This is a genomic window from Pseudomonas sp. S09G 359, assembly GCF_002843605.1.
Lineage (GTDB): Bacteria > Pseudomonadota > Gammaproteobacteria > Pseudomonadales > Pseudomonadaceae > Aquipseudomonas.
The window spans coordinates 3458001-3476085 of record NZ_CP025263.1 but is presented as its reverse complement, the minus strand read 5'-3'; the positions used below and the strand labels follow the sequence as shown (position 1 = coordinate 3476085).

Genomic DNA, 18085 nt, shown 5'->3' with positions numbered 1-18085 from the left:
ATGAATCCTTATGATTTCCCGCTGAATTCAAGTACGCGCTTGGCTGCCTTCTGAAGCGTTTCGTTCTCGACTTGCTGACTCCAGCCTCTCAAAATCCCCTCAAGGCCATGGATAGCAGCAGTGTCTTTAAGGCACTCATGCCATGGGGCGGGAGCCCACATTCCCAGCTTCGGCGTGGGCAGCGATCGGATGAACTCGACTAAGCGCTTCTGTAACGCAGGACGCTGCTTGACGAGTTCAATCAGGCCCGGCACGCCCTTGGGTTGATCCGCAAAACTGTCCGCCTGGATTATTTGATCTCGAAGTGCGTCGAAAACCGTTTCGGCATCAACCTCAGCCAATCCCAAGATCTCTTTCTTCGTGGCCGCCTGCCGGATCTGCAATGGCGGGCCCATCAGCTTGTCGACAAGCGCCTCGAGATGCCCCACTGCGACCTGCCCCATTAGGGAACTACGCTTGTCGCGGGTCACGAAGATGTAGGGGCGCAGATCAACGCCGGTGAGCGTGGGTTCGATCGCCGCCCAATTGCTGATCCAGTCGCTCTTTTCCCAATCGTTCACATCGCCGGAGCGGGCCACAGCCTTGAGCTTCGCTGAGCTTTTCCCTTCCTCCGGCTCTGAGGCGGCCGCTTTAGACTTGTTCGCCCGTTTTTCTAGCTCGGCTATGGCGGGTACTGTACCGTCCGCCTCCACACTCGCGATCCTGGCCAGTTGCTCATAAAAGTCAGGATTAAAACGCTCAGCCAGCATGATTTTCGCAAGTATCGGCCGACGGATGTCCTCTGCAAAACCTCGCGCATCGGCAACGGCGTAACGCAACATCATGGAGTTGAGGAAACGTTTGATCTGTCGCGGATTGCCTCGGGTGCCCTCGCTTAGAATCCGCGCCAGCAAGGCACTGGTGTCCAACGCCTCCTGGGCAAAGTCGGGAAGCGGGCTGCCGAAAGCGCCAGCCACAGCTTTGCGATCTAGGCCCGTGCTCTTCCACGGCCTAAGCATGTCCTGCTGGGCGGTGTGCAAAAGTTTTTTGAATCGATCGTCATCCGTCCTGACGAAGCTTTCGAGCTGAAGCAGCGTGATGTAGCTACGGGTCTCTGCCAGTCCAAGCGCTGGGATCCGGAACGGTACCTGGATTAGCTTCTCGAGGTAGTTACGTGCATAGGTCACTGGCCCCGCACCTTGTGGAAGGTCTGGGAAGTGCTCGCGCACCGCATACTCGATCATGGCCTCGTCAGCACCCACCACGAACGCTGTCCGATTGACGAAGAGGAAGAGCCGAATGGCCTCCAGCGTGGCAATGGCTGTCTTGGGTAAGCAGCGGTCAAGGTCATCAACGATGACCACCAACTGGTCAATGTCTGCAGCCGTCAGCAGCTCCTCAAACTCGACCCGGAATTTGTGCATGTGCTCGGGAAGCTGCTCAGACTCCTTCTCAGCATCCTTGATGAAGCCGCCGGCCTTCTCAGCTAGGCCCTTGAGCCCCTCAATACTCAAATGATCGCCTGGATTTTGCACAAACGCAGTGATTGACTCCACCGCGCCCTTAAGTTGGTCAATGCTAGGAATGCCAGTGAGCGCGGTGAGCCCTAATCCACCAGCTTGCTTGGCCAGCTTGAACCAATCAACGCGACGCAAGACCTTCTTCGCTGCGTCGGCCACCTTAGCTGAGTCCGGGCGAGCACGCCGCAGTTCATCAACGATGGTCTGGATAACGACGGTTTTCGCATCCTCAAAGCCTTCGAATGTCCATCCGTTGAACCATATGCAGCAGACTCGCTTATCAGCTTTAAGAAGTTGCTCGGTCATCCTTAGAACGCTGGATTTACCGGCCCCCCAGTCCCCGTGCACGCCAATGGTGACCGGGGCTCCTCGCGATTCGCGGAGCAAGCGCTCCACTGTTTTGGCAATGGGCGTGTAATACAGCAGGTCGGTAGCTGTCTCCTGGTCATTCAGGAACATGCGAAGAACTCCCTTTCTAGCTTTAGATATCACTCGATAGCATGACCCAGCTCAAAACAGCGGCCTCCATCCACTAGATCACGTTCTAAGATTCAAGATTTGCAGCGAGTAGGCCAAGATCCGCTTACTGATGTCAATACGCCATTCGACGCAATGCATGCTGATTTCAAAGCACTCTGCAAGATGCTCCCCTGCCTGCCAGCTGGTATTTCAAGTCGAGCCTAGTGTCTAGACGAGATCGATGGGCACATGGAGAGCACTTTAGCCGTACACTATGGTGCGGAACCGGAGCGAGCTGAAGGTTAGTGTTCTTCCATCAGGTATGCATCTCAGGCTGGCGACGGTAGTGGAATCGCCAAGAAACGAACCAATAGAAACCGCTGATTTTGAAGGCAAAGCTCGATGGATAAGGCTGACCGGTACCTAAAGGCAGGTACCCGGGAGAACACCCGCAAAAGCTATCGAGCTGCGATCGAGCACTTCGAAGTGACGTGGGGCGGCTACCTGCCCACCACAGGCGACGGTATCGTTCGCTACTTGGCTGAATACGCCGACAAGCATGCGATCAGCACGCTTAAGCAGCGTTTGGCCGCGCTGGCGCAGTGGCATATCACCCAAGGATTCCCAGACCCGACCAAGACGCCTAACGTGCGCCAGATGATCAAGGGCATCCGTGTCGTGCATCCCGCCCAGGTCAAGCAGGCTGCGCCCCTCCTACTCACGCATCTCGAACAAGCCGTGAAGTGGCTGGAAGCAGAAGCCGCCGCCGCGCTCGACCGCGGTGACTACAAGACGCTGCTGCGCCACCGTCGCTCGGTGGCAATGGTGCTGATCGGATTCTGGCGGGGATTCCGCGGGGATGAGTTGGCCAGGCTCACGGTGGAGAACACAAAAGCCTATAGCGGTGAAGGCATCACGTTCTTCCTGCCGCACACCAAGGGTGATCGCCTGCACGAGGGGACAACCTTTCAGACGCCGGCGCTGACAATGCTGTGTCCGGTCGAGGCTTATATCAACTGGATTACCGTTGCAGGTCTCGCGAAGGGCCCTGTCTTCCGCCGCCTGGATCGCTGGGGGAATTTGGCGGACAAGGCCATCCAACCCCATAGCCTGATTCCGATGCTGCGACGGATCTTCAAGGAAGCCGGGCTGCCTGAAGAGCTGTACAGCGCCCACTCGATGCGACGTGGCTTTGCAACCTGGGCCTCTGCCAATGGGTGGGACATCAAGGGGCTGATGAGCTATGTGGGCTGGAAGGATATGAAGTCGGCGTTGCGGTATGTGGATGCTAGCGTTTCGTTTGGTGGAATCGCTCTGCGTGCCGCAGCAACGCCGACGACAAACCCCAATCGGCTTTAAGGCGTGGCCCTTGGAATGAGCAAGCACAAACTCTAACCCAACTTATCGTGGTAACTCACGGACAAGGCTCTGCCCTTTTCGGCTGACCGTACTTGCGTAGATGAGGAATTCACTGATCGACCGGCAAGCGGTTCAACCGCTCCAATGACAGACTGCATTGACTTGCGGAGGGCGCTTGGACAGCATGATGCCGTTAGTAACTACAAGTCAGTTTACTGCTGCCAGGTGCCAAGGGAAGCAAGCCCCCATCCGGCCCATCAGGCACCCTGCCAAAAGGATTTGATATGGACGCACAACTTGGACGTGAGCATGCGAACGCTTGCTACACCTCTCCCTCATCCTTTAATCAGCAGACGATTCGCTCCAGAGAATATGCCGAAGCTGCGTTGACGGAGTTGGAACGACTTCAAACGACTCAGCCAGAAGTCATGACCGAAGTGCTCAGTGGTGGAAACCAAGGCGCGCGGCTAATGAACACTGACCCGTTTCAAGGCCTACGTGAGGTTGTACAAAATGCCGACGATTTGGGCGCTACGATTGTAAGGTTTGGAACCCGAACGTTCGACGGTTTTAGGCAACTGGTGATCGTTCATGACGGAGCCCCCGTCGAACTGCCACATGTCCTCCCGATGATCTATCCGTTCTATTCGACTAAGCGGCAAGAATCCAGTTTGAAAGGACGGTTCGGCGTAGGCCTTAAAACTCTAGGGCGAATCGGTCAAAACCTGACCGTCCATAGCCCTCCTTTTCACTTCGGTGCAAGAAACAACCATGCAGTTCAAGTAGAAGAATCGCTTCCAATCCCGGATTTCTATGATCCGGCGGGCCAACATACGCTGTTGACCATCAACCTGGATCAGGAGTATGACCACCAATTCCTGAAGCAATGGTTTAATGAGTGGACGCCCAGCGATCTTATTTTTCTGGATCACGTTCGTTCGATCACCGTGCATGAGATCGATCAGGGCCAGATGGAAAGCGTTCTGAAGATCAATCAGTGTGGAGATGCAAAGCATATCACTTTGAATGTAGGTGACGTCCGATGCAACGCCACCCGCACCTCGTTTGCCGTGGACGAGCGCACGTGGGAGCGCTACGTTTGCGAAGTGGCCGTACCTGCCGATAAGGCGCGAGGTGGAAAAGCAACTGGTACCCATACACCTATCGGGATTGCCTTACCGTCCGATGGCGTTGCAAACGGAAGGATTCACGTAGCGCTGCCAACAAAAATCCATACAAACACTGCTTTCTCACTCGATGCCCAATTTGATCCGTCCACTGCGAGGGAGGAACTGGTTTCTGAGCCGTGGAATAAGTGGCTGATTGAAACATCATCGAGGGTTATCGGAGGCCTCGGCGTTTACCTTGCGCAACACGGATCTCCCCTGAGTTGGTATATCGTCCCAGTCGCGGCGCGAACCACCAGCTCATCATCCTGGGTGAACACGCAATTTGCCGAGCAATGGGTCAAGTCGGTTGAAACGTTTGTAGCGTGCCCCACACTCATCAACGGAGAGTACGCATTATCCAGAGTCTCGTACTGTGACGAAGGTGCGGATGGCTTGCTTACTGAGTCCGATCATCTGGAGGTAAGCGGCGCTCCAATGCTTCCCTCTAACATGCGCGATAGCGGCGGCAGGTGGCGGGAGGTTCTGGATGCCATTGCGGTTTCACCACAGATTGGGCTGAGCGATCTCCTCAAGCATTGCAACGCCGACGGGTTCATCGACAAATCGCCAACATGGTTGCTTGACCTTGCGCTGAGGTGTGTAGAGTTATCCGACGATTGGGAGCTGCTCGATTCACGCTGGGTACCATTAGCAGATGGTGCGAGAACGGCTGCCCTTGATCCTGACTTCGCTTCCACATGGCTAGTGTCAGAGGCGTCTGAAATTGATGTCGTGCAAAGCCATCAGCTGTGTGAAGTGATACATCCGAGCTTTTGCGAGCCCATTTACAAACCCGTCCTGGATTGGCTTGGTGAGTCAGCCAACTACGTTGATGACGTGACTGCCGAACACGCCCTTCAAGCGTTCTCTCGTCGCTATGGTGAGTCTCCACTTGAAGCAACCCACTCAGACCTTCTAGGGCTGCGGGATCTGTTTGAACAGGTCACTGAGCGTCACCCTACCTCGCTCGGCTTGGCAGTCGGCCAGGCTTTACTGATCGAAGCCTTCCATTATGAGGAGGATGATCAGGGCAAGATTAAGCCCCTCAAAACCATGGCGTTGCCCACTGAGGTTTATCTGCCCTCGACAATCGCTGACGTCCAAGATACGTGGCCTCGTGCGGCGGCCAACACCGCTAACCTGCTATGGGCATCATCAACCTATGCCGATGTTTTCAAAACCAGCAGATCCTTAAAGCGAATCGCTTCGGACTCCAACTCGCCGACGAACCGAAAGAGAGGCGCGAAACGTTTCTTGATGCTGCTGGGCGCAGCGAACATTCCAAGGTTTATATCCGTCACCTCAAACTCGGCACACCAGCTGTTAAGCGCCCAAGCCGCAGCAAAACGCTTTCTGGGACGAGCACAGGGAGGCTTGAAGTCCGACTTCTTGTCTCCTGACCTCGATCGAGTGGTGCATGACTTGCGCCGCACAAAAACGGAAGGTAAGGCGAAGGCAAACCGGCGCAAAACAGCTGCCGCTCATGAACGCTCCATCGCACTGTTCCATTGCATAGACTCCAACTGGGCGCTTATTGAACCGTTGAGCAACACCTACGCGGTCAAGGATTATTACCGGCACAAAGGGCCGGAAGTCCCAACTACCTGGCTCGCTCGCTTGATCGAACAACAGTGGTTCCCCGACACCACGGGGAAGCTGTGCAGGCCTTCAACTCTTGTGATCAGAACCAAGGTCACGCTTGCCCTTTATGATGAGTCCCGATTCGCCACACAATTAGGCGAGGCTGATGCAAACAGCCATTTTGCGCGAGCTCTCGGGATGGAGGTCAATCCGTCGGCAACAAAGTTGGTGGCAGCTCTTGAACAAGCACGCGATGAGGATGACCAGACGAATGTCGTGGACATTATGCGCCTCTACCAAGCCTTGGCAGGACATTGCCCTCAAGGCCAGTCAGTGCCCTCCCAAGACGCGTCAGTGGGCGATTTAACTGTCGCAAGCCTTCGGGGTAAGTTCGGTATATCTCGATCTCGCAGAGGCCTGATCGCACCGTGCATGACCACCCGAACGACCGGAAACTGGTTGTCACCCACTGCAGTGTTCATGGGAAAGGATATTTTTCATAGCCGACAAGCTTTCGTGCTCAACGATAGAAAATTATCTCCGCTCTGGCTGGCGCTGAATGTAGGCACCCCAGATCTCGCAGCATGCGTCAGGGAGCTGGAAACCATTGCGAAAGACCCATATTACCCTGAGCTTGATTCCTCATTGATTGATATCTACAGACACATGGATCAGTTACTGGAAAAACCTACCGCGAGCGATCGTCGTCTGCTCAGCAGCCTTCCACTGCTGTCCAATGGATCATGGTCGCGGAAACGCCCTATGCATTTCTACGACTTTGCCAAATTGCCTCCAGGAAAAATCAACCTCTGGAACGCTCCCTGCGCCACCGATCACATATCTCATCTGCTGACGGTGCTGGGATTGGAACGTTTGGAAATCAGCGATCGACCGAGGAGCAGATCCTCAGCTACCGACGACCATCTGCAGTTGCGTGTCAAAGAAGCAATCAGAATCCTTAAAACCGACCTTGCAAGAGAGGATGAGCAATCCTACCGCGCTATGGCGCCATGGGATCGCCTGAATGGGCTGAATCTCTTTATTCATTCCGAAGGTGAGTTACTCATCGAAGTGCGACCTAAGGATGAGCGCCCCGTTCCCGTATGCGTGCGGGCTCATGCAGATTGTGAGGCAGTGGCGCTGCATTTCGATCATCCAAATGCGATCGGTAGACATGAATATGGTGGCTTGGCATTGTCACGATTTGCCAGTGCGAACCGCAGGCGGGCGATTGCTTTGGCTTGGGGTGCGGCATGGGCCTCCAGTGAGGATCATGTTCGCGGCACCGACATCCAATTGGCAGTCGATAGTCGAGAAGCCAGTCTGGAGGCACTTATCCAGCAAAAAGACCGGATAGGAGTTACTGGTCGCAGGAAAATCGGCAAGCAGACCAATAATGGCACCATCCGGGAAGAGTCGAGTCCCGAACCCTATCAATCTCGACAGCTCAAAACCCTTCCTGATGAGTTCGTATTTTCCTCCGTACTCATTGACGGAGCAGAGCTGAAACAGACAGGCCTGAAAGTACAGAAAGAAAAGCCGCTGCGTGACAGGGCTCCTGAATCCAAGATGCCTGCAGCGGGCACTAAGGCTCCTCCAGCTGTACGCACCGAGTACGACTCGGCCCAGCTACAAAAGCGGGCGTGGGCGTACGTGCACGCTGTGTTCAACACCGATGAATTCCCCCTGGCCGATTTTCAAGCCAACCGGGGTGTGGGAGCTGACGGGGCCATCGGGTGGGAAAAATTTATTGAAATGAAATCCTTTGCCCGCGAAGCCCCCTCTCAAGTCGTACTCACGGACAATGAGTTTCGTAGAGCTCGTGACTGTCAAACCAACTTCTATCTAGTGATCGTTTCTGGTTTGGAGAAAGGCTACAACACTGAACTACATGTGTTTTCCGACCCGTTGGGCTCACTTCCTTGGACGCCCCGAGGATCTATATCGTTAGGAGGCTTGAACAAGGGGGCGGCGCTTATCCTAAAGGAGGACATCACAACTGAAGACTCCGTTGACACTGCGAATACTGATGACATCCCTATCTCGTAGTTTGTACTTGGTGGCGATCTATGGAGCCTTTATCTTTGGCGGGGGCTTAAGATGTTTCGGACTTGGATCGTTACGCCCCATCATGCATGCGACCTGCGATGAGTGCGGACGCGCCCCAAATTCTTCGCTCGTAATCAGCGTATGGCCAACCAGAGAGACGGCTTCTTGGACGCGGCCCTATATTCGCCGAATCAATTGACGACTGAGCTAATAAAGACGTTCATGCAATCCCTCTTCACGTGCGACTGTGCTTATGCCAGCGCGATATAGAGGCAGGCAGACTTATTGGCTGGCTAGCAATTCTCTAACGGCGGCCGAGCAGCGCGCCCGCGTCTTGGTGGCTGTGACGGTCATCGTGGTCGTTGCAAGTTCGCCCCTCAACGCTTACAGACCATCATAGCGACGCGCGGAAAAGAGCTGGTTTTACATACGCCGCATACTCAAGAGCCAGCGCTGAGTCGTCCAGGTATAGGGTGGCGTAGGTTAGGCGCCCGGATTGGCATACGTGGAGCCCGGCGACCAGGTCATCACCCTCGTAGCAAGGGTTGCGCAGTTTGGCGAATAACAACTTGTGAGGAAGGTCTACCAGGATGGTGGCGTATTCCACTGTACGCTTGTTCGCGAAGTCGGCTTAACTACGAGGTGAGCTCCTGACTCGTATTCACCCTGCTTCTTCATGGCGTACAGCCGATTTGTAGACTCGATTAAGGGAATTTGACCAGGCGTCCTATGCGTGCATAGGTTACGGCTTCTTTTTCGTCTTGTTCGCCTTTTTCGACGTCGAGGGCTCGGCATACAGCTTGAGCAACTGTTCTGCTAAGGCCGCTTTGCCTTTGTTTTTCAGCTCCAGGTCAGATTCGGGAATGGTCGCAATGACCTGCACAGCCATGCCCACGGCGTTGATCCTTTCAAGTACAGACACGTAGCCTTTGGATTGAGCAAGGATGGAACGATAGATCACCAAAAAAGAGCCACCAATGAAGCTGATGAGAACGCCCGAGGCAGACGCGACCACGGATACCGGCAGCTTTTCTGCGCTTTCCGAAACCTGATAGAGACCATAACTAACGAACCCAAAACCACAAAGCATCACGACCAGCGTCAGCCAGTAAATTGACTGCACCTGGCTAAGGTTTCGGTCTAGGTAGCTTTCCAATTTGACTCTTGCCAGATCCCACGCCAGTTGGGGCTTTTCAGGGTGCTCACGTACGCGTTGTTCAACAGTCTGTATTTTCTCTTCTTGGGCTTGTCCGGCCAACAGCTCCATATATGCCAGAACGCCGAGAGTTAATACTCCAGAAATGATAGCGGCGGCCACTGCTGTGCCTTCGACATAGCCAAAAGCTCCAGTCGGCAGCATCCCGGATCGATTCATAGACGCTAGGACTCCCGCGATTCCAAAGCCTATGGAAGCGGATACCAACGTGATCTGTATAGGTTTGCTATCTAGATTCCAAGCCTTAATGAGCGTTTTCATCAGACCGATATAAGGGGAAAAAAGCGCTGTCATCACTGCATCCGAAGCGTGTTGTTTGAGAGACCTAGATGTCTGCCTGTCGGCACAAAGATTGCGGGTTATGCTCACTGGTTGCCATGCGTACGGCTCCATTAGCCCGCCTGCTCGAAACCATTGCTCGTAGGTTTGACCGACACCCGACACTCAAATGATACGTGACTTAGCTAGCCGGATATAGATCGAGTAGCCGGGTATTCACCTGGCGCTACCGGAGCGCCCTATTAGCGGTTGTAATGAACGAACGTGCACATGAGCACGGGGGCTGTACCATCAACCTATTATTCCGTTTAGGGGCGCTAAACAATGGCTCGCGTGGTCTGAGTGCGTTACACGATGCCAACCGGCAAACCATGGTGCTAAGTCCGTCCACCAGTGCGAGATTTGGGGGAGCGGTGCCCCCTTGGCAAGCGAGATCGTCCGCCTCGCCTCATCGACGCCACGCCGGATATTGCAATGCTCCGACCACCATGTGACCTATGAGTTACCCGTTAAGAGACGCGCAGCTACTGCCTCGGTCACACGCTACATCCCTCAGGAAGCAGACCCAGTGAAAGAGATCCAAGCAGGTGTACTCAACGTTAAGTATTTGGACGTCGGCCCAGCCGATGGCCCTGTAGCCGTGCTCCTCCATGGCTTTCCGTACGATGTCCATGCCTACGACGAAGTCGCTGATCTCTTAGCCGCAGCTGGGTGCCGATGCATCATCCCTTATCTTCGAGGATACGGTGGCACTCGCTTTATAGCCTCGGACACTCCTCGCTCCGGTGAACAAGCTGCGTTGGGCGCTGATCTTCTGGCACTTCTGGATGCCCTGAAGATTGAGAAGGCCGTGGTCGCTGGCTACGACTGGGGTGGCCGGGCAGCATGTGTCGTTGCAGCGCTTTGGCCGGAGCGCGTGACGGGTTTGGTCAGCTGTGAGCCGGGCTACAACATTCAGGACATCGCCAATGCCGGCAAGGCGTCTGTGTTGCCCAGGTGATCGAAGTGGGAGTGCGTAATGAAGACGGTGTCCACCTCTTCAGGCGTGATCCCGAGCTCTTCGAGCACTTGCTTGGGCGAGTGCCAATGCTCGACACCGAAACGGTCACCGAGCACCCCTCCGTAAGCGGAATGGTTGTATCCAACGTCGACCATCATGGTTCGGCCGCCGCCCTTGATCACCACATAGCAGTAAGGGAGCTTGCAGACCCCTTCGTTATGGGCGCCAGAGAGGACACCGCCGATGGGATAGTTAGTGACATAGGCGTATTCAGCCACCCAGATGGAGTAGGCATTTTCGGACATGGTGTGCTCCTTGTTGTTTTTAGCGAAGGCACAGGGTTTGGAAAGGTGTAACTAGGGTGTTGTCTTGATCACGCAGCACGCGCAGGCGTCTTCAAATGCGACCGGCTGCAGGGATACCACGGGATCTGCAGCGCAATGGAGCATGGCGCTAACCGATTTCAGCGCGGTCAGCCATTGCGCCAGCTTCGCCGTGAGCTCACGAGGATCATTCACCGCCCCATGCAGATCCTGGGCGATCTGGTTCAGCTGCCGCGCTGCGGTCTGCATGTGAGTGAGATGGGGGATGTCGATACTGCCCTTCCACGGTAAACCGTGTTGGAGCAGCGCCTACGGGTGGCGGGAATGCGGCTTGGCCAATGCTCTGCGCCGCGCAACAGATGACGCCGAACATACCGGGGTATTCGGGCCTGACGGAATTTGGGTGAGTTCATGCAGCTTCATACGAACCTCTAGTCAATCTTGTTTTTGTTATCAGTGACCTAGACCTTAACCCCATGAAGTCATGTGATCTATTTCAATTTTCAAGATGATTATGCAAAATCCTCAATCAATCGCCTCACCCTAGGTCACGTTAAAAGCCAGCCCGACTATTAATACTCAGGAAATAATTACCTTGATTGTTAAAGATCGCTATCACGAGAAGCACAACTTCATCAAAGATTAACTCAAGCCGGGCAATCTCAAATAGAAGATAACTGCCCAAAGTGAACCTGGATCGGTATGGGGTAAGCGAGTCCATACGCCAGATAGCAATCGGGTGGTTCTTACGCCTGGCGCTTGTGCCAACGCTCTACGTTGTCAGCACCGTCAGAGGCCAGGAAGATCCCAGTAGAGTGCGATGCCGCGGGAGCTTCCGGAAGCTTGTGATTCCTGAGGGATGCGCTCATGGTGGTGCCAAGCACGGCCAGGAAGGAAAGAGCGAAGGTGATGCTGAGGGCAGATTTCATGAATAACTCCAATGTATTTATGGCTAGCATTTTTTCACATTGGCATCCTTGAAAAGAGCTTTGATTCTTTAACAGAGTACTTCTACGCCTTTAACATTCCACACCTCATCAACACTCTCGATACATGTCGCCGGATTATTAATGGAGCTTTAATACGGCGTTATTTCTGAACGACTACTACTTTCTAGTGGCGGGGATTGATAATGAATCCTTGCCAGCCCTGATCATTCGATCACTGCGTCGTGAGGGGCTGCCTAGTAGATCCGTAATGCATCACTAGCGTCGATAAAGATTATGTATCTGCATGCTTTTTAGTGGATCTGGGGCTGGATAAAATTAAGCCCCATAAACCTGTTCTTCGGAGTCATTGATGAAAAACCGCATTGTCCATCAGCTTCTCTCTCCTCATCGTCGCGGCAGGCAACACGTTCGCATCGCCGCAGGAGGCCGTCGCGCCTGATCGCCACCCTGCTGTACAAGATGCCCAGCAGCACAGCGGAACCTCTGCCCCGACGGCGGCTGTAGGCTTAGGCCAAAAAGGAGACGCACGGAGTTCTATCGATAGTCGAGCCCCTATCTATGTTGCAGAGGTTCGCAAAGAGTTTGGCTCGCAGTACCAGCGTTATTGATCCTCACCGGCGCTCTATGACCCCAACGTTCAAATCAACCGGAGGGATCAAACGGGTTAGATGCGGTGCTTTGCTGCAAGGGATGAGGAACATTTGGGCCAGTCGCGTGGCTAGACTTTGCCCGTCTGGCTTTCCGGAGACACATATGGCCGCTCAACCATGAGGGGACATGTAGGTAATTTTACAGATCGAGCCTTCCTGAAAGAGTTTGCGGTCGCGGCGGCTTAGAAGGCCGCCACTAACGCTACAGTTCTCTAGCAGGCTGAAATCACTAGCTCATCCAATTACCGCCATCAACGTTGTAGGTCTGCGCGACGATGTAATCGCTCTCCGGGCCCGCGAGAAAGATGGCCATACCCACCAGATCCTCAGCGGTGCCCATCCGCCCATAGGGGACTTCCAGTCCAACCAGCTTTTTCTTCTCGCCCAGTGGACGGTTTTCGTGCTTCGCGAACAACGCGTCAACGCCATCCCAATGCTCCCCATCCACGACGCCGGGAGCAATCGCATTCACATTGATCTTGTTCTGGATGAGGTTCAGGCCGGCGGATTGAGTCAGGCTAATAACCGCGGCCTTGGTCGCACAATAGACGCCTACCAGTGCCTCACCGCGACGGCCAGCCTGGCTGGCCATGTTAATGATCTTCCCCCCATGACCCTGTGCGATCATTTGCTTGGCTGCTGCTTGCAGCGTAAACATCGTGCCGCTGACGTTGATCGCAAAAAGCTTGTCATAGCTTTCCCGAGTGATCTCCGTAATTGGGGCAAGATCGAACAACGCGGCATTATTCACCAGGATGTCGAGCTTTCCGGCATGGGCAACGACAGCGCCAATTGCAGCGTCAATGGATGCCTGGTTGGTGACGTCCATCTCCACAGCATAAGCTTGCTCACCCAGCTCGGCCGCCGTGGCTTGGGCGCGCTCAAGGTTGATGTCGGCGATTGCAACTGTCGCGCCCTCCCGAATGTAGGCTTGAGCGAACGAGCGACCGATACCGCGCGCGGAGCCGGTGATCAGCGCGCTTTTTCCTTCGAGACGTTTCATAGGATCTACCTCTAATTTGGTGGCGCGCTTGTCGGCAAGCGCCGCCTGATTGGAATTAAGCTGCGCGCGATACGGCAGAGCTGACAGCAAGGCCGTTGTCGTCAAACAGGTGGCAATGAGCGACATCCAGGTTGAGGTAGCGCTTGGCGCCATAAGGCACTTCACAATCGCCGTGAACACGGACAGTCAGACTTTCTCCGGAATCCACATTCACGTGGCAGAACGTATCGCTTCCCAGCCGCTCAGTGACGTCAGTCGTGACTGGCACATGCCCCTCGCCTCCAAGCGTCAGGTGCTCAGGCCTTACACCAACCGTGACGGACTGGCCGATCGACAACGCGTAGTTGTCGCGAGGAATAATTAAAGTGGTTCCCGAGGTGAACCTGACCTCTACGCCTGAGGCATTTACGGCCTGCACGTGCGCCTGGAGGAAGCCCATCTTGGGTGTCCCGAGAAAGCCCGCTACGAACAAATTGGCCGGATGATGGTATAGCTCAAGCGGCGAACCGATTTGCTCGATCCGCCCGCCGTTCAACACCACAACCTTGGTCGCCAGTGTCATGGCCTCGACCTGGTCATGAGTCACGTAGATCATCGTCGCCTGGAGTTCCTTGTGCAGCCGCGACAGCTCCAGACGCGTTTGTACGCGCAGTGCCGCATCAAGGTTGGACAGAGGCTCATCAAACAGGAAGATTTTTGGATTGCGGACGATGGCGCGACCAATAGCTACCCGCTGACGCTGGCCACCCGAGAGCTGTTTAGGTTTACGATCCAGCAGCGCGCCGAGCTCAAGAATTCTGGCGGCCTCGGTGACTTTCCTATCCACATCTGGCTTCTTTTCACCGGCCAGATCCAAGGCAAATGACAGGTTCTTTCGTACCGTCATGTGCGGATACAGGGCATAGGTTTGGAACACCATCGCCAGGTCTCGTTTGGCAGGAGTGACCTCGGTGATATCCCGACCGTCGAGCTCGATGGTGCCGCTGGTCACGTCTTCCAGGCCAGCAATCAGGCGCAAAAGGGTTGATTTACCGCACCCGGACGGCCCAACGAACACCACAAATTCCTTGTCTCTGACCTCCAGATCAATGCCTTTGATGATGGACAGTCCCTCGAAACCTTTCTTCAGATTTTTTATTTTCAAAGTGGCCATGCGTAAAGTCCTGTGTGAAGTTTGAGCCTTCGCCGCTTAACGAGCTGTCGCGGTCATCATTTGACGGCCCCGAAGGACAGCCCACGCACCAGTTGCTTTTGGCTGATCCAGCCGAAGATCAAGATCGGGGCACAGGCCAACGTGGAGACGGCTGAAAGCTTGGCCCAGAACAAGCCTTCGGGGCTTGAGTAGGAAGCGATAAGCGCGGTGAGAGGTGCAGCGCTGGAGCTGGTCAAGTTGAGCGACCAAAAGGCCTCGTTCCAGCACAGGATCAGTGAAAGCAACATGGTCGATGCCAGCCCGCCCTTGCTGATAGGCAGCAACACCCGGAGCATTTCCTGTCCCAAGGTCGCCCCGTCCAACCTCGCCGCTTCGAGGATCTCCCTAGGGATGTCTTTGAAGTACGTGTAAACCATCCAGACCACGATCGGCAGGTTGATCAGCGTGTAGATCACGATCAGCGCCAGCCGCGAATCCAGCAGACCTGCCCCCTTGGCAAGCAAGTAGATCGGCATCAGTACGCCAACGGGCGGGAGCATCTTGGTCGACAGCATCCACAGCAGGGTCTGCTTGGTTCGCTTGGTTTCGTAGAACGCCATGGAATAGGCAGCAGGTACCGCGATCAGCATGCACAGCGCCGTGGCAGTGAACGAAATCAGTACCGAGTTCCAAGCGAAGTGGAAGTAATCACTGCGCTCCTGGATGTGCAGATAATTCTCCAAGGTCGGCATGAAGATGAATTGCGGCGGCGTCGCGAAGGCGTCGATCTCGGTTTTGAAGCTGGTCAACACCATCCAGAAAATAGGGAAGAACAGCAGCAAGGCAATGATCCAGGCCAAGCTTCCAAGTACTACGCTTTGCAGGCGCCGGGTTTGTTTGAGTGTCATCATGGCGTCGTCCTCAAGCTTTATCGGTCAGGTTTTTGCCGATCATGCGCACCAGCACGATCGCCGCGATGTTGGCGATCACGACCGCGATGAGCCCGCCGGCGGAGGCCATCCCCACGTCAAACTGCACCAACGCCTGGTTGTAGATCAGATACGCGAGATTGGTCGATGCGAACCCTGGGCCCCCGTTGGTCGTTGTGAAGATTTCGGCAAAAACCGAGAGCAGGAAGATCGTCTCGATCATGACCACCACCGCGATAGGCCTGGCGAGATGCGGCAAAGTCAGATGCCAGAAGATGGCCACGGCCCCTGCCCCATCTAACCTGGCCGCCTCTTTTTGCTCCTGATCCAGCGACTGCATGGCAGTCATCAGCAGCAGAATCGCGAAAGGCAGCCATTGCCAGGAAACGATGACAATGATCGAAAACAACGGATAGTGGGCAAGCCAGTCGATCGGCTGTGCGCCGAAGAGCTTCCACACCGCTGCAAGGATCCCGGAGACCGGATGAAAGATCAGATTCTTGAAAATCAATGACCCTACAGTCGGCATGATGAAAAACGGCGAAATGAGCAGCACCCTAACTATGCCGCGTCCAAAGAACTCGCTCGCCTCCAGTAAGGCGGCGATCAAGACGCCAAAAACTACGCTGATGAGCAGCACGCTGACCACCAACACCAACGTGTTGAGGGCCCCCGGCAGGAAACCGGAATCCGTGACGAAATAGGTAAAGTTTTCCAGCCCGACGAACTCGTTCTCGCCCGGGTTCAGCAAGTTGTACCGGATTACCGAAAAATAGAGGGTCATGGCCAGCGGCACGATCATCCACAGCAACAAGAGTGCAACGGATGGCGAAACCAGAAACCATCCTGGATTAAAAACTCGGCGCGAGCGTGATGAGGTCGAGCCCGTAAGCGGAGCCCGGACGACTGAAGTGTTCATGATTGTCTACCTGTGCGGCGTTGACCGCCGGCGTTAGGCCGGCGGGTGTCGTGGGCCTGCTACTTTTTGGGGTAGCCCGCCCGCTTCATCTCGCGTTCGGTGGTGGACTGCGCGGATGCCAAGGCCTGATCCACAGGCATCTGGCCGGTCAGGGCCGCCGAGAACAGCTTGCCTACAGAGGTGCCGATCGACTGGAACTCAGGGATCACGACGTACTGAATACCCACGTACGGAACTGGCTTGGCTGAAGGCTGGGAGGGATCGGCATGCTTCAGCATCTGCAAGGTAACCTGAGCGAACGGGGCCGCCTTCAGATAAGCATCGCTGTAGGTCGAGAGGCGCGTACCCGGTGGTACGTTAGTAATGCCATCTTTCTCAGTGACCAGCTGGATGTACTCTTTCGAGGTTGCCCAGGTGACGAATGATTTAGCAGCATCCTTGTGCTTGGATGTCGCCGGGATCGCCAATGACCACGCGTACAACCAGGACGAGCCCTTGTCAGTGACTTCGGTCGGCGCGGGCGCAAAGCCGACGCTGTCGACCACCCTGCTCTGCTCCTTGTCCGTGGTGAATGATCCAGCTACGCTGGCATCTACCCAGATCGCGCATTTCCCGCTATTGAACAGCGCAAGCGTTTCATTGAAACCATTGCTTGAGACGCCCGGTGGGCCGTACTTTTTCAGGGTATCTACATAGAACGTGGCGGCCGCCTGCCATTCAGGGCTATTGAGTTCCGGCTGCCATTTCTCATCGAACCAGCGCGCACCGAAAGCGTTGGCCATGGTGCTCAGCAAAGCCATGTTTTCACCCCACCCGGCCTTACCGCGCAGGCACATGCCGTACTGATCCTTGGATGGGTCATTGAGCTTTGCGGCGAACTCACCCAACTGCGACCAAGTGGGCTTTTCAGGCATCGTCAGGCCGGCGGCCTTGAACAGATCTTTGCGGTAGTAGGTGACGGTGCTTTCACCGTAGAAAGGCAATGCGTAGAGGGTATTGTTGACAGAGAGACCTTGGCGAACTGCAGGGAAGATGTCATCGACGTCGTAGCCTGCCGGGAGATCCTTCATCGGCTCCAGCCAGTTCTTGGCGCCCCACAATGGGGTCTCGTAGGTACCGATGGTCAATACGTCGAACTGGCCGCCCTGGGTGGCGATGTCGGTTGTCAGGCGTTGGCGCAGTACGTTCTCTTCGAGTACGACCCAATTGAGTTTGATGTCGGGATACTGCTGCTCGAAGATTTTGGACAGCCGCTGCATGCGGATCATGTCGCCGTTGTTGACCGTCGCGATCGTCAGCGTCTCGGCGGCTTGGCTGGCAAGGGCAAATGACAGACCAGCAGAAAGAATTAGCGCATTCGTAATCTTCATGGGGCTCTCCGCTCCAAGCCGTTTCGACTGGAGCTGTTATTTTTGTTGGTGACCACTGCTGCTCAGATCGTGCCCTGGCACCAGCGGTGTACGAGCCGATTAGATCACCTCCAAAATTGAGTCTCAAACGAATGGCGGACGCTGCATTGATACTTTTTTGACCTTGCAGCCGCCGCGGGCCGGCGATCAAAAAAGTAT

The 18085-nt window shown here is 55.1% G+C and carries 12 protein-coding genes and 1 pseudogene; 3 read left to right on the top strand and 10 right to left on the bottom strand.

Annotated elements, in window-relative coordinates:
- Positions 1-8: 8 nt before the first annotated feature.
- Complete coding sequence (qatA, locus tag CXQ82_RS15565; protein WP_065869855.1) at positions 9-1958, bottom strand: Qat anti-phage system ATPase QatA; 1950 nt, start codon at positions 1956-1958, stop codon at positions 9-11.
- 402 nt (positions 1959-2360) lie between these two features.
- Between qatA and CXQ82_RS15560 the strand changes: the two genes are divergently transcribed.
- Both CXQ82_RS15560 and CXQ82_RS15555 read left to right on the top strand, forming a co-directional pair.
- Positions 2361-3317, top strand: coding sequence for a tyrosine-type recombinase/integrase (locus tag CXQ82_RS15560; RefSeq protein ID WP_101270477.1), 957 nt, complete (start codon positions 2361-2363; stop codon positions 3315-3317).
- Positions 3318-3601: 284 nt separating this feature from the next.
- Positions 3602-8116, top strand: a complete 4515-nt coding sequence (locus CXQ82_RS15555) for a protein NO VEIN domain-containing protein (protein WP_101270475.1) — start codon at positions 3602-3604, stop codon at positions 8114-8116.
- A 742-nt stretch (positions 8117-8858) separates the two neighbouring features.
- Here CXQ82_RS15555 and CXQ82_RS15545 read toward each other — a convergent pair.
- Positions 8859-9626, bottom strand: coding sequence for a hypothetical protein (locus CXQ82_RS15545; protein WP_101270473.1), 768 nt, complete (start codon positions 9624-9626; stop codon positions 8859-8861).
- Between the two features lie 553 nt (positions 9627-10179).
- Between CXQ82_RS15545 and CXQ82_RS15540 the strand changes: the two are divergent.
- Positions 10180-10590 (top strand): annotated as a pseudogene (locus CXQ82_RS15540) (alpha/beta fold hydrolase); the annotation flags it as partial.
- Here CXQ82_RS15540 and CXQ82_RS31620 read toward each other — a convergent pair.
- The 8 genes from CXQ82_RS31620 to CXQ82_RS15500 all read right to left on the bottom strand — a co-directional run bounded on the left by CXQ82_RS31620 (position 10566) and on the right by CXQ82_RS15500 (position 17887).
- Positions 10566-10766, bottom strand: coding sequence for an MBL fold metallo-hydrolase (locus CXQ82_RS31620; RefSeq protein ID WP_256581941.1), 201 nt, complete (start codon positions 10764-10766; stop codon positions 10566-10568). The pseudogene CXQ82_RS15540 and the gene CXQ82_RS31620 sit on opposite strands and share 25 nt — an antisense overlap.
- Positions 10767-10967: 201 nt before the next feature.
- Positions 10968-11183 (bottom strand): hypothetical protein, encoded by a 216-nt coding sequence (locus CXQ82_RS15530; RefSeq protein WP_101270469.1) that lies wholly within the window; start codon positions 11181-11183, stop codon positions 10968-10970.
- A 497-nt stretch (positions 11184-11680) separates the two neighbouring features.
- Positions 11681-11863 carry a hypothetical protein gene (locus CXQ82_RS15525; RefSeq protein WP_157832164.1) on the bottom strand — a complete coding sequence of 61 codons (183 nt, stop codon included), beginning with the start codon at positions 11861-11863 and terminating at the stop codon, positions 11681-11683.
- A gap of 900 nt (positions 11864-12763) precedes the next feature.
- Positions 12764-13537, bottom strand: a complete 774-nt coding sequence (locus CXQ82_RS15520; protein ID WP_101270465.1) for an L-iditol 2-dehydrogenase — start codon at positions 13535-13537, stop codon at positions 12764-12766.
- A gap of 55 nt (positions 13538-13592) precedes the next feature.
- Positions 13593-14690, bottom strand: a complete 1098-nt coding sequence (locus tag CXQ82_RS15515) for an ABC transporter ATP-binding protein (protein ID WP_101270463.1) — start codon at positions 14688-14690, stop codon at positions 13593-13595.
- Between the two features lie 56 nt (positions 14691-14746).
- Positions 14747-15580 (bottom strand): carbohydrate ABC transporter permease, encoded by an 834-nt coding sequence (locus CXQ82_RS15510; protein ID WP_044310640.1) that lies wholly within the window; start codon positions 15578-15580, stop codon positions 14747-14749.
- Positions 15581-15590: 10 nt separating this feature from the next.
- Positions 15591-16517, bottom strand: coding sequence for a carbohydrate ABC transporter permease (locus CXQ82_RS15505; protein ID WP_101270461.1), 927 nt, complete (start codon positions 16515-16517; stop codon positions 15591-15593).
- A 59-nt stretch (positions 16518-16576) separates the two neighbouring features.
- Positions 16577-17887 carry a sugar ABC transporter substrate-binding protein gene (locus CXQ82_RS15500; RefSeq protein ID WP_101270459.1) on the bottom strand — a complete coding sequence of 437 codons (1311 nt, stop codon included), beginning with the start codon at positions 17885-17887 and terminating at the stop codon, positions 16577-16579.
- Positions 17888-18085 lie beyond the last annotated feature (198 nt).

What these genes read in the sequence shown, in the direction of transcription:
- qatA (WP_065869855.1), bottom strand. Translation starts at nt 1,958, where the DNA reads ATGTTCCTGAATGACCAGGAGACAGCTACCGACCTGCTGTATTACACG.
- CXQ82_RS15560 (WP_101270477.1), top strand. Translation starts at nt 2,361, where the DNA reads ATGGATAAGGCTGACCGGTACCTAAAGGCAGGTACCCGGGAGAACACC.
- CXQ82_RS15555 (WP_101270475.1), top strand. Translation starts at nt 3,602, where the DNA reads ATGGACGCACAACTTGGACGTGAGCATGCGAACGCTTGCTACACCTCT.
- CXQ82_RS15545 (WP_101270473.1), bottom strand. Translation starts at nt 9,626, where the DNA reads ATGACAGCGCTTTTTTCCCCTTATATCGGTCTGATGAAAACGCTCATT.
- CXQ82_RS31620 (WP_256581941.1), bottom strand. Translation starts at nt 10,766, where the DNA reads ATGGTCGACGTTGGATACAACCATTCCGCTTACGGAGGGGTGCTCGGT.
- CXQ82_RS15530 (WP_101270469.1), bottom strand. Translation starts at nt 11,183, where the DNA reads ATGCAGACCGCAGCGCGGCAGCTGAACCAGATCGCCCAGGATCTGCAT.
- CXQ82_RS15525 (WP_157832164.1), bottom strand. Translation starts at nt 11,863, where the DNA reads ATGAAATCTGCCCTCAGCATCACCTTCGCTCTTTCCTTCCTGGCCGTG.
- CXQ82_RS15520 (WP_101270465.1), bottom strand. Translation starts at nt 13,537, where the DNA reads ATGAAACGTCTCGAAGGAAAAAGCGCGCTGATCACCGGCTCCGCGCGC.
- CXQ82_RS15515 (WP_101270463.1), bottom strand. Translation starts at nt 14,690, where the DNA reads ATGGCCACTTTGAAAATAAAAAATCTGAAGAAAGGTTTCGAGGGACTG.
- CXQ82_RS15510 (WP_044310640.1), bottom strand. Translation starts at nt 15,580, where the DNA reads ATGATGACACTCAAACAAACCCGGCGCCTGCAAAGCGTAGTACTTGGA.
- CXQ82_RS15505 (WP_101270461.1), bottom strand. Translation starts at nt 16,517, where the DNA reads ATGAACACTTCAGTCGTCCGGGCTCCGCTTACGGGCTCGACCTCATCA.
- CXQ82_RS15500 (WP_101270459.1), bottom strand. Translation starts at nt 17,887, where the DNA reads ATGAAGATTACGAATGCGCTAATTCTTTCTGCTGGTCTGTCATTTGCC.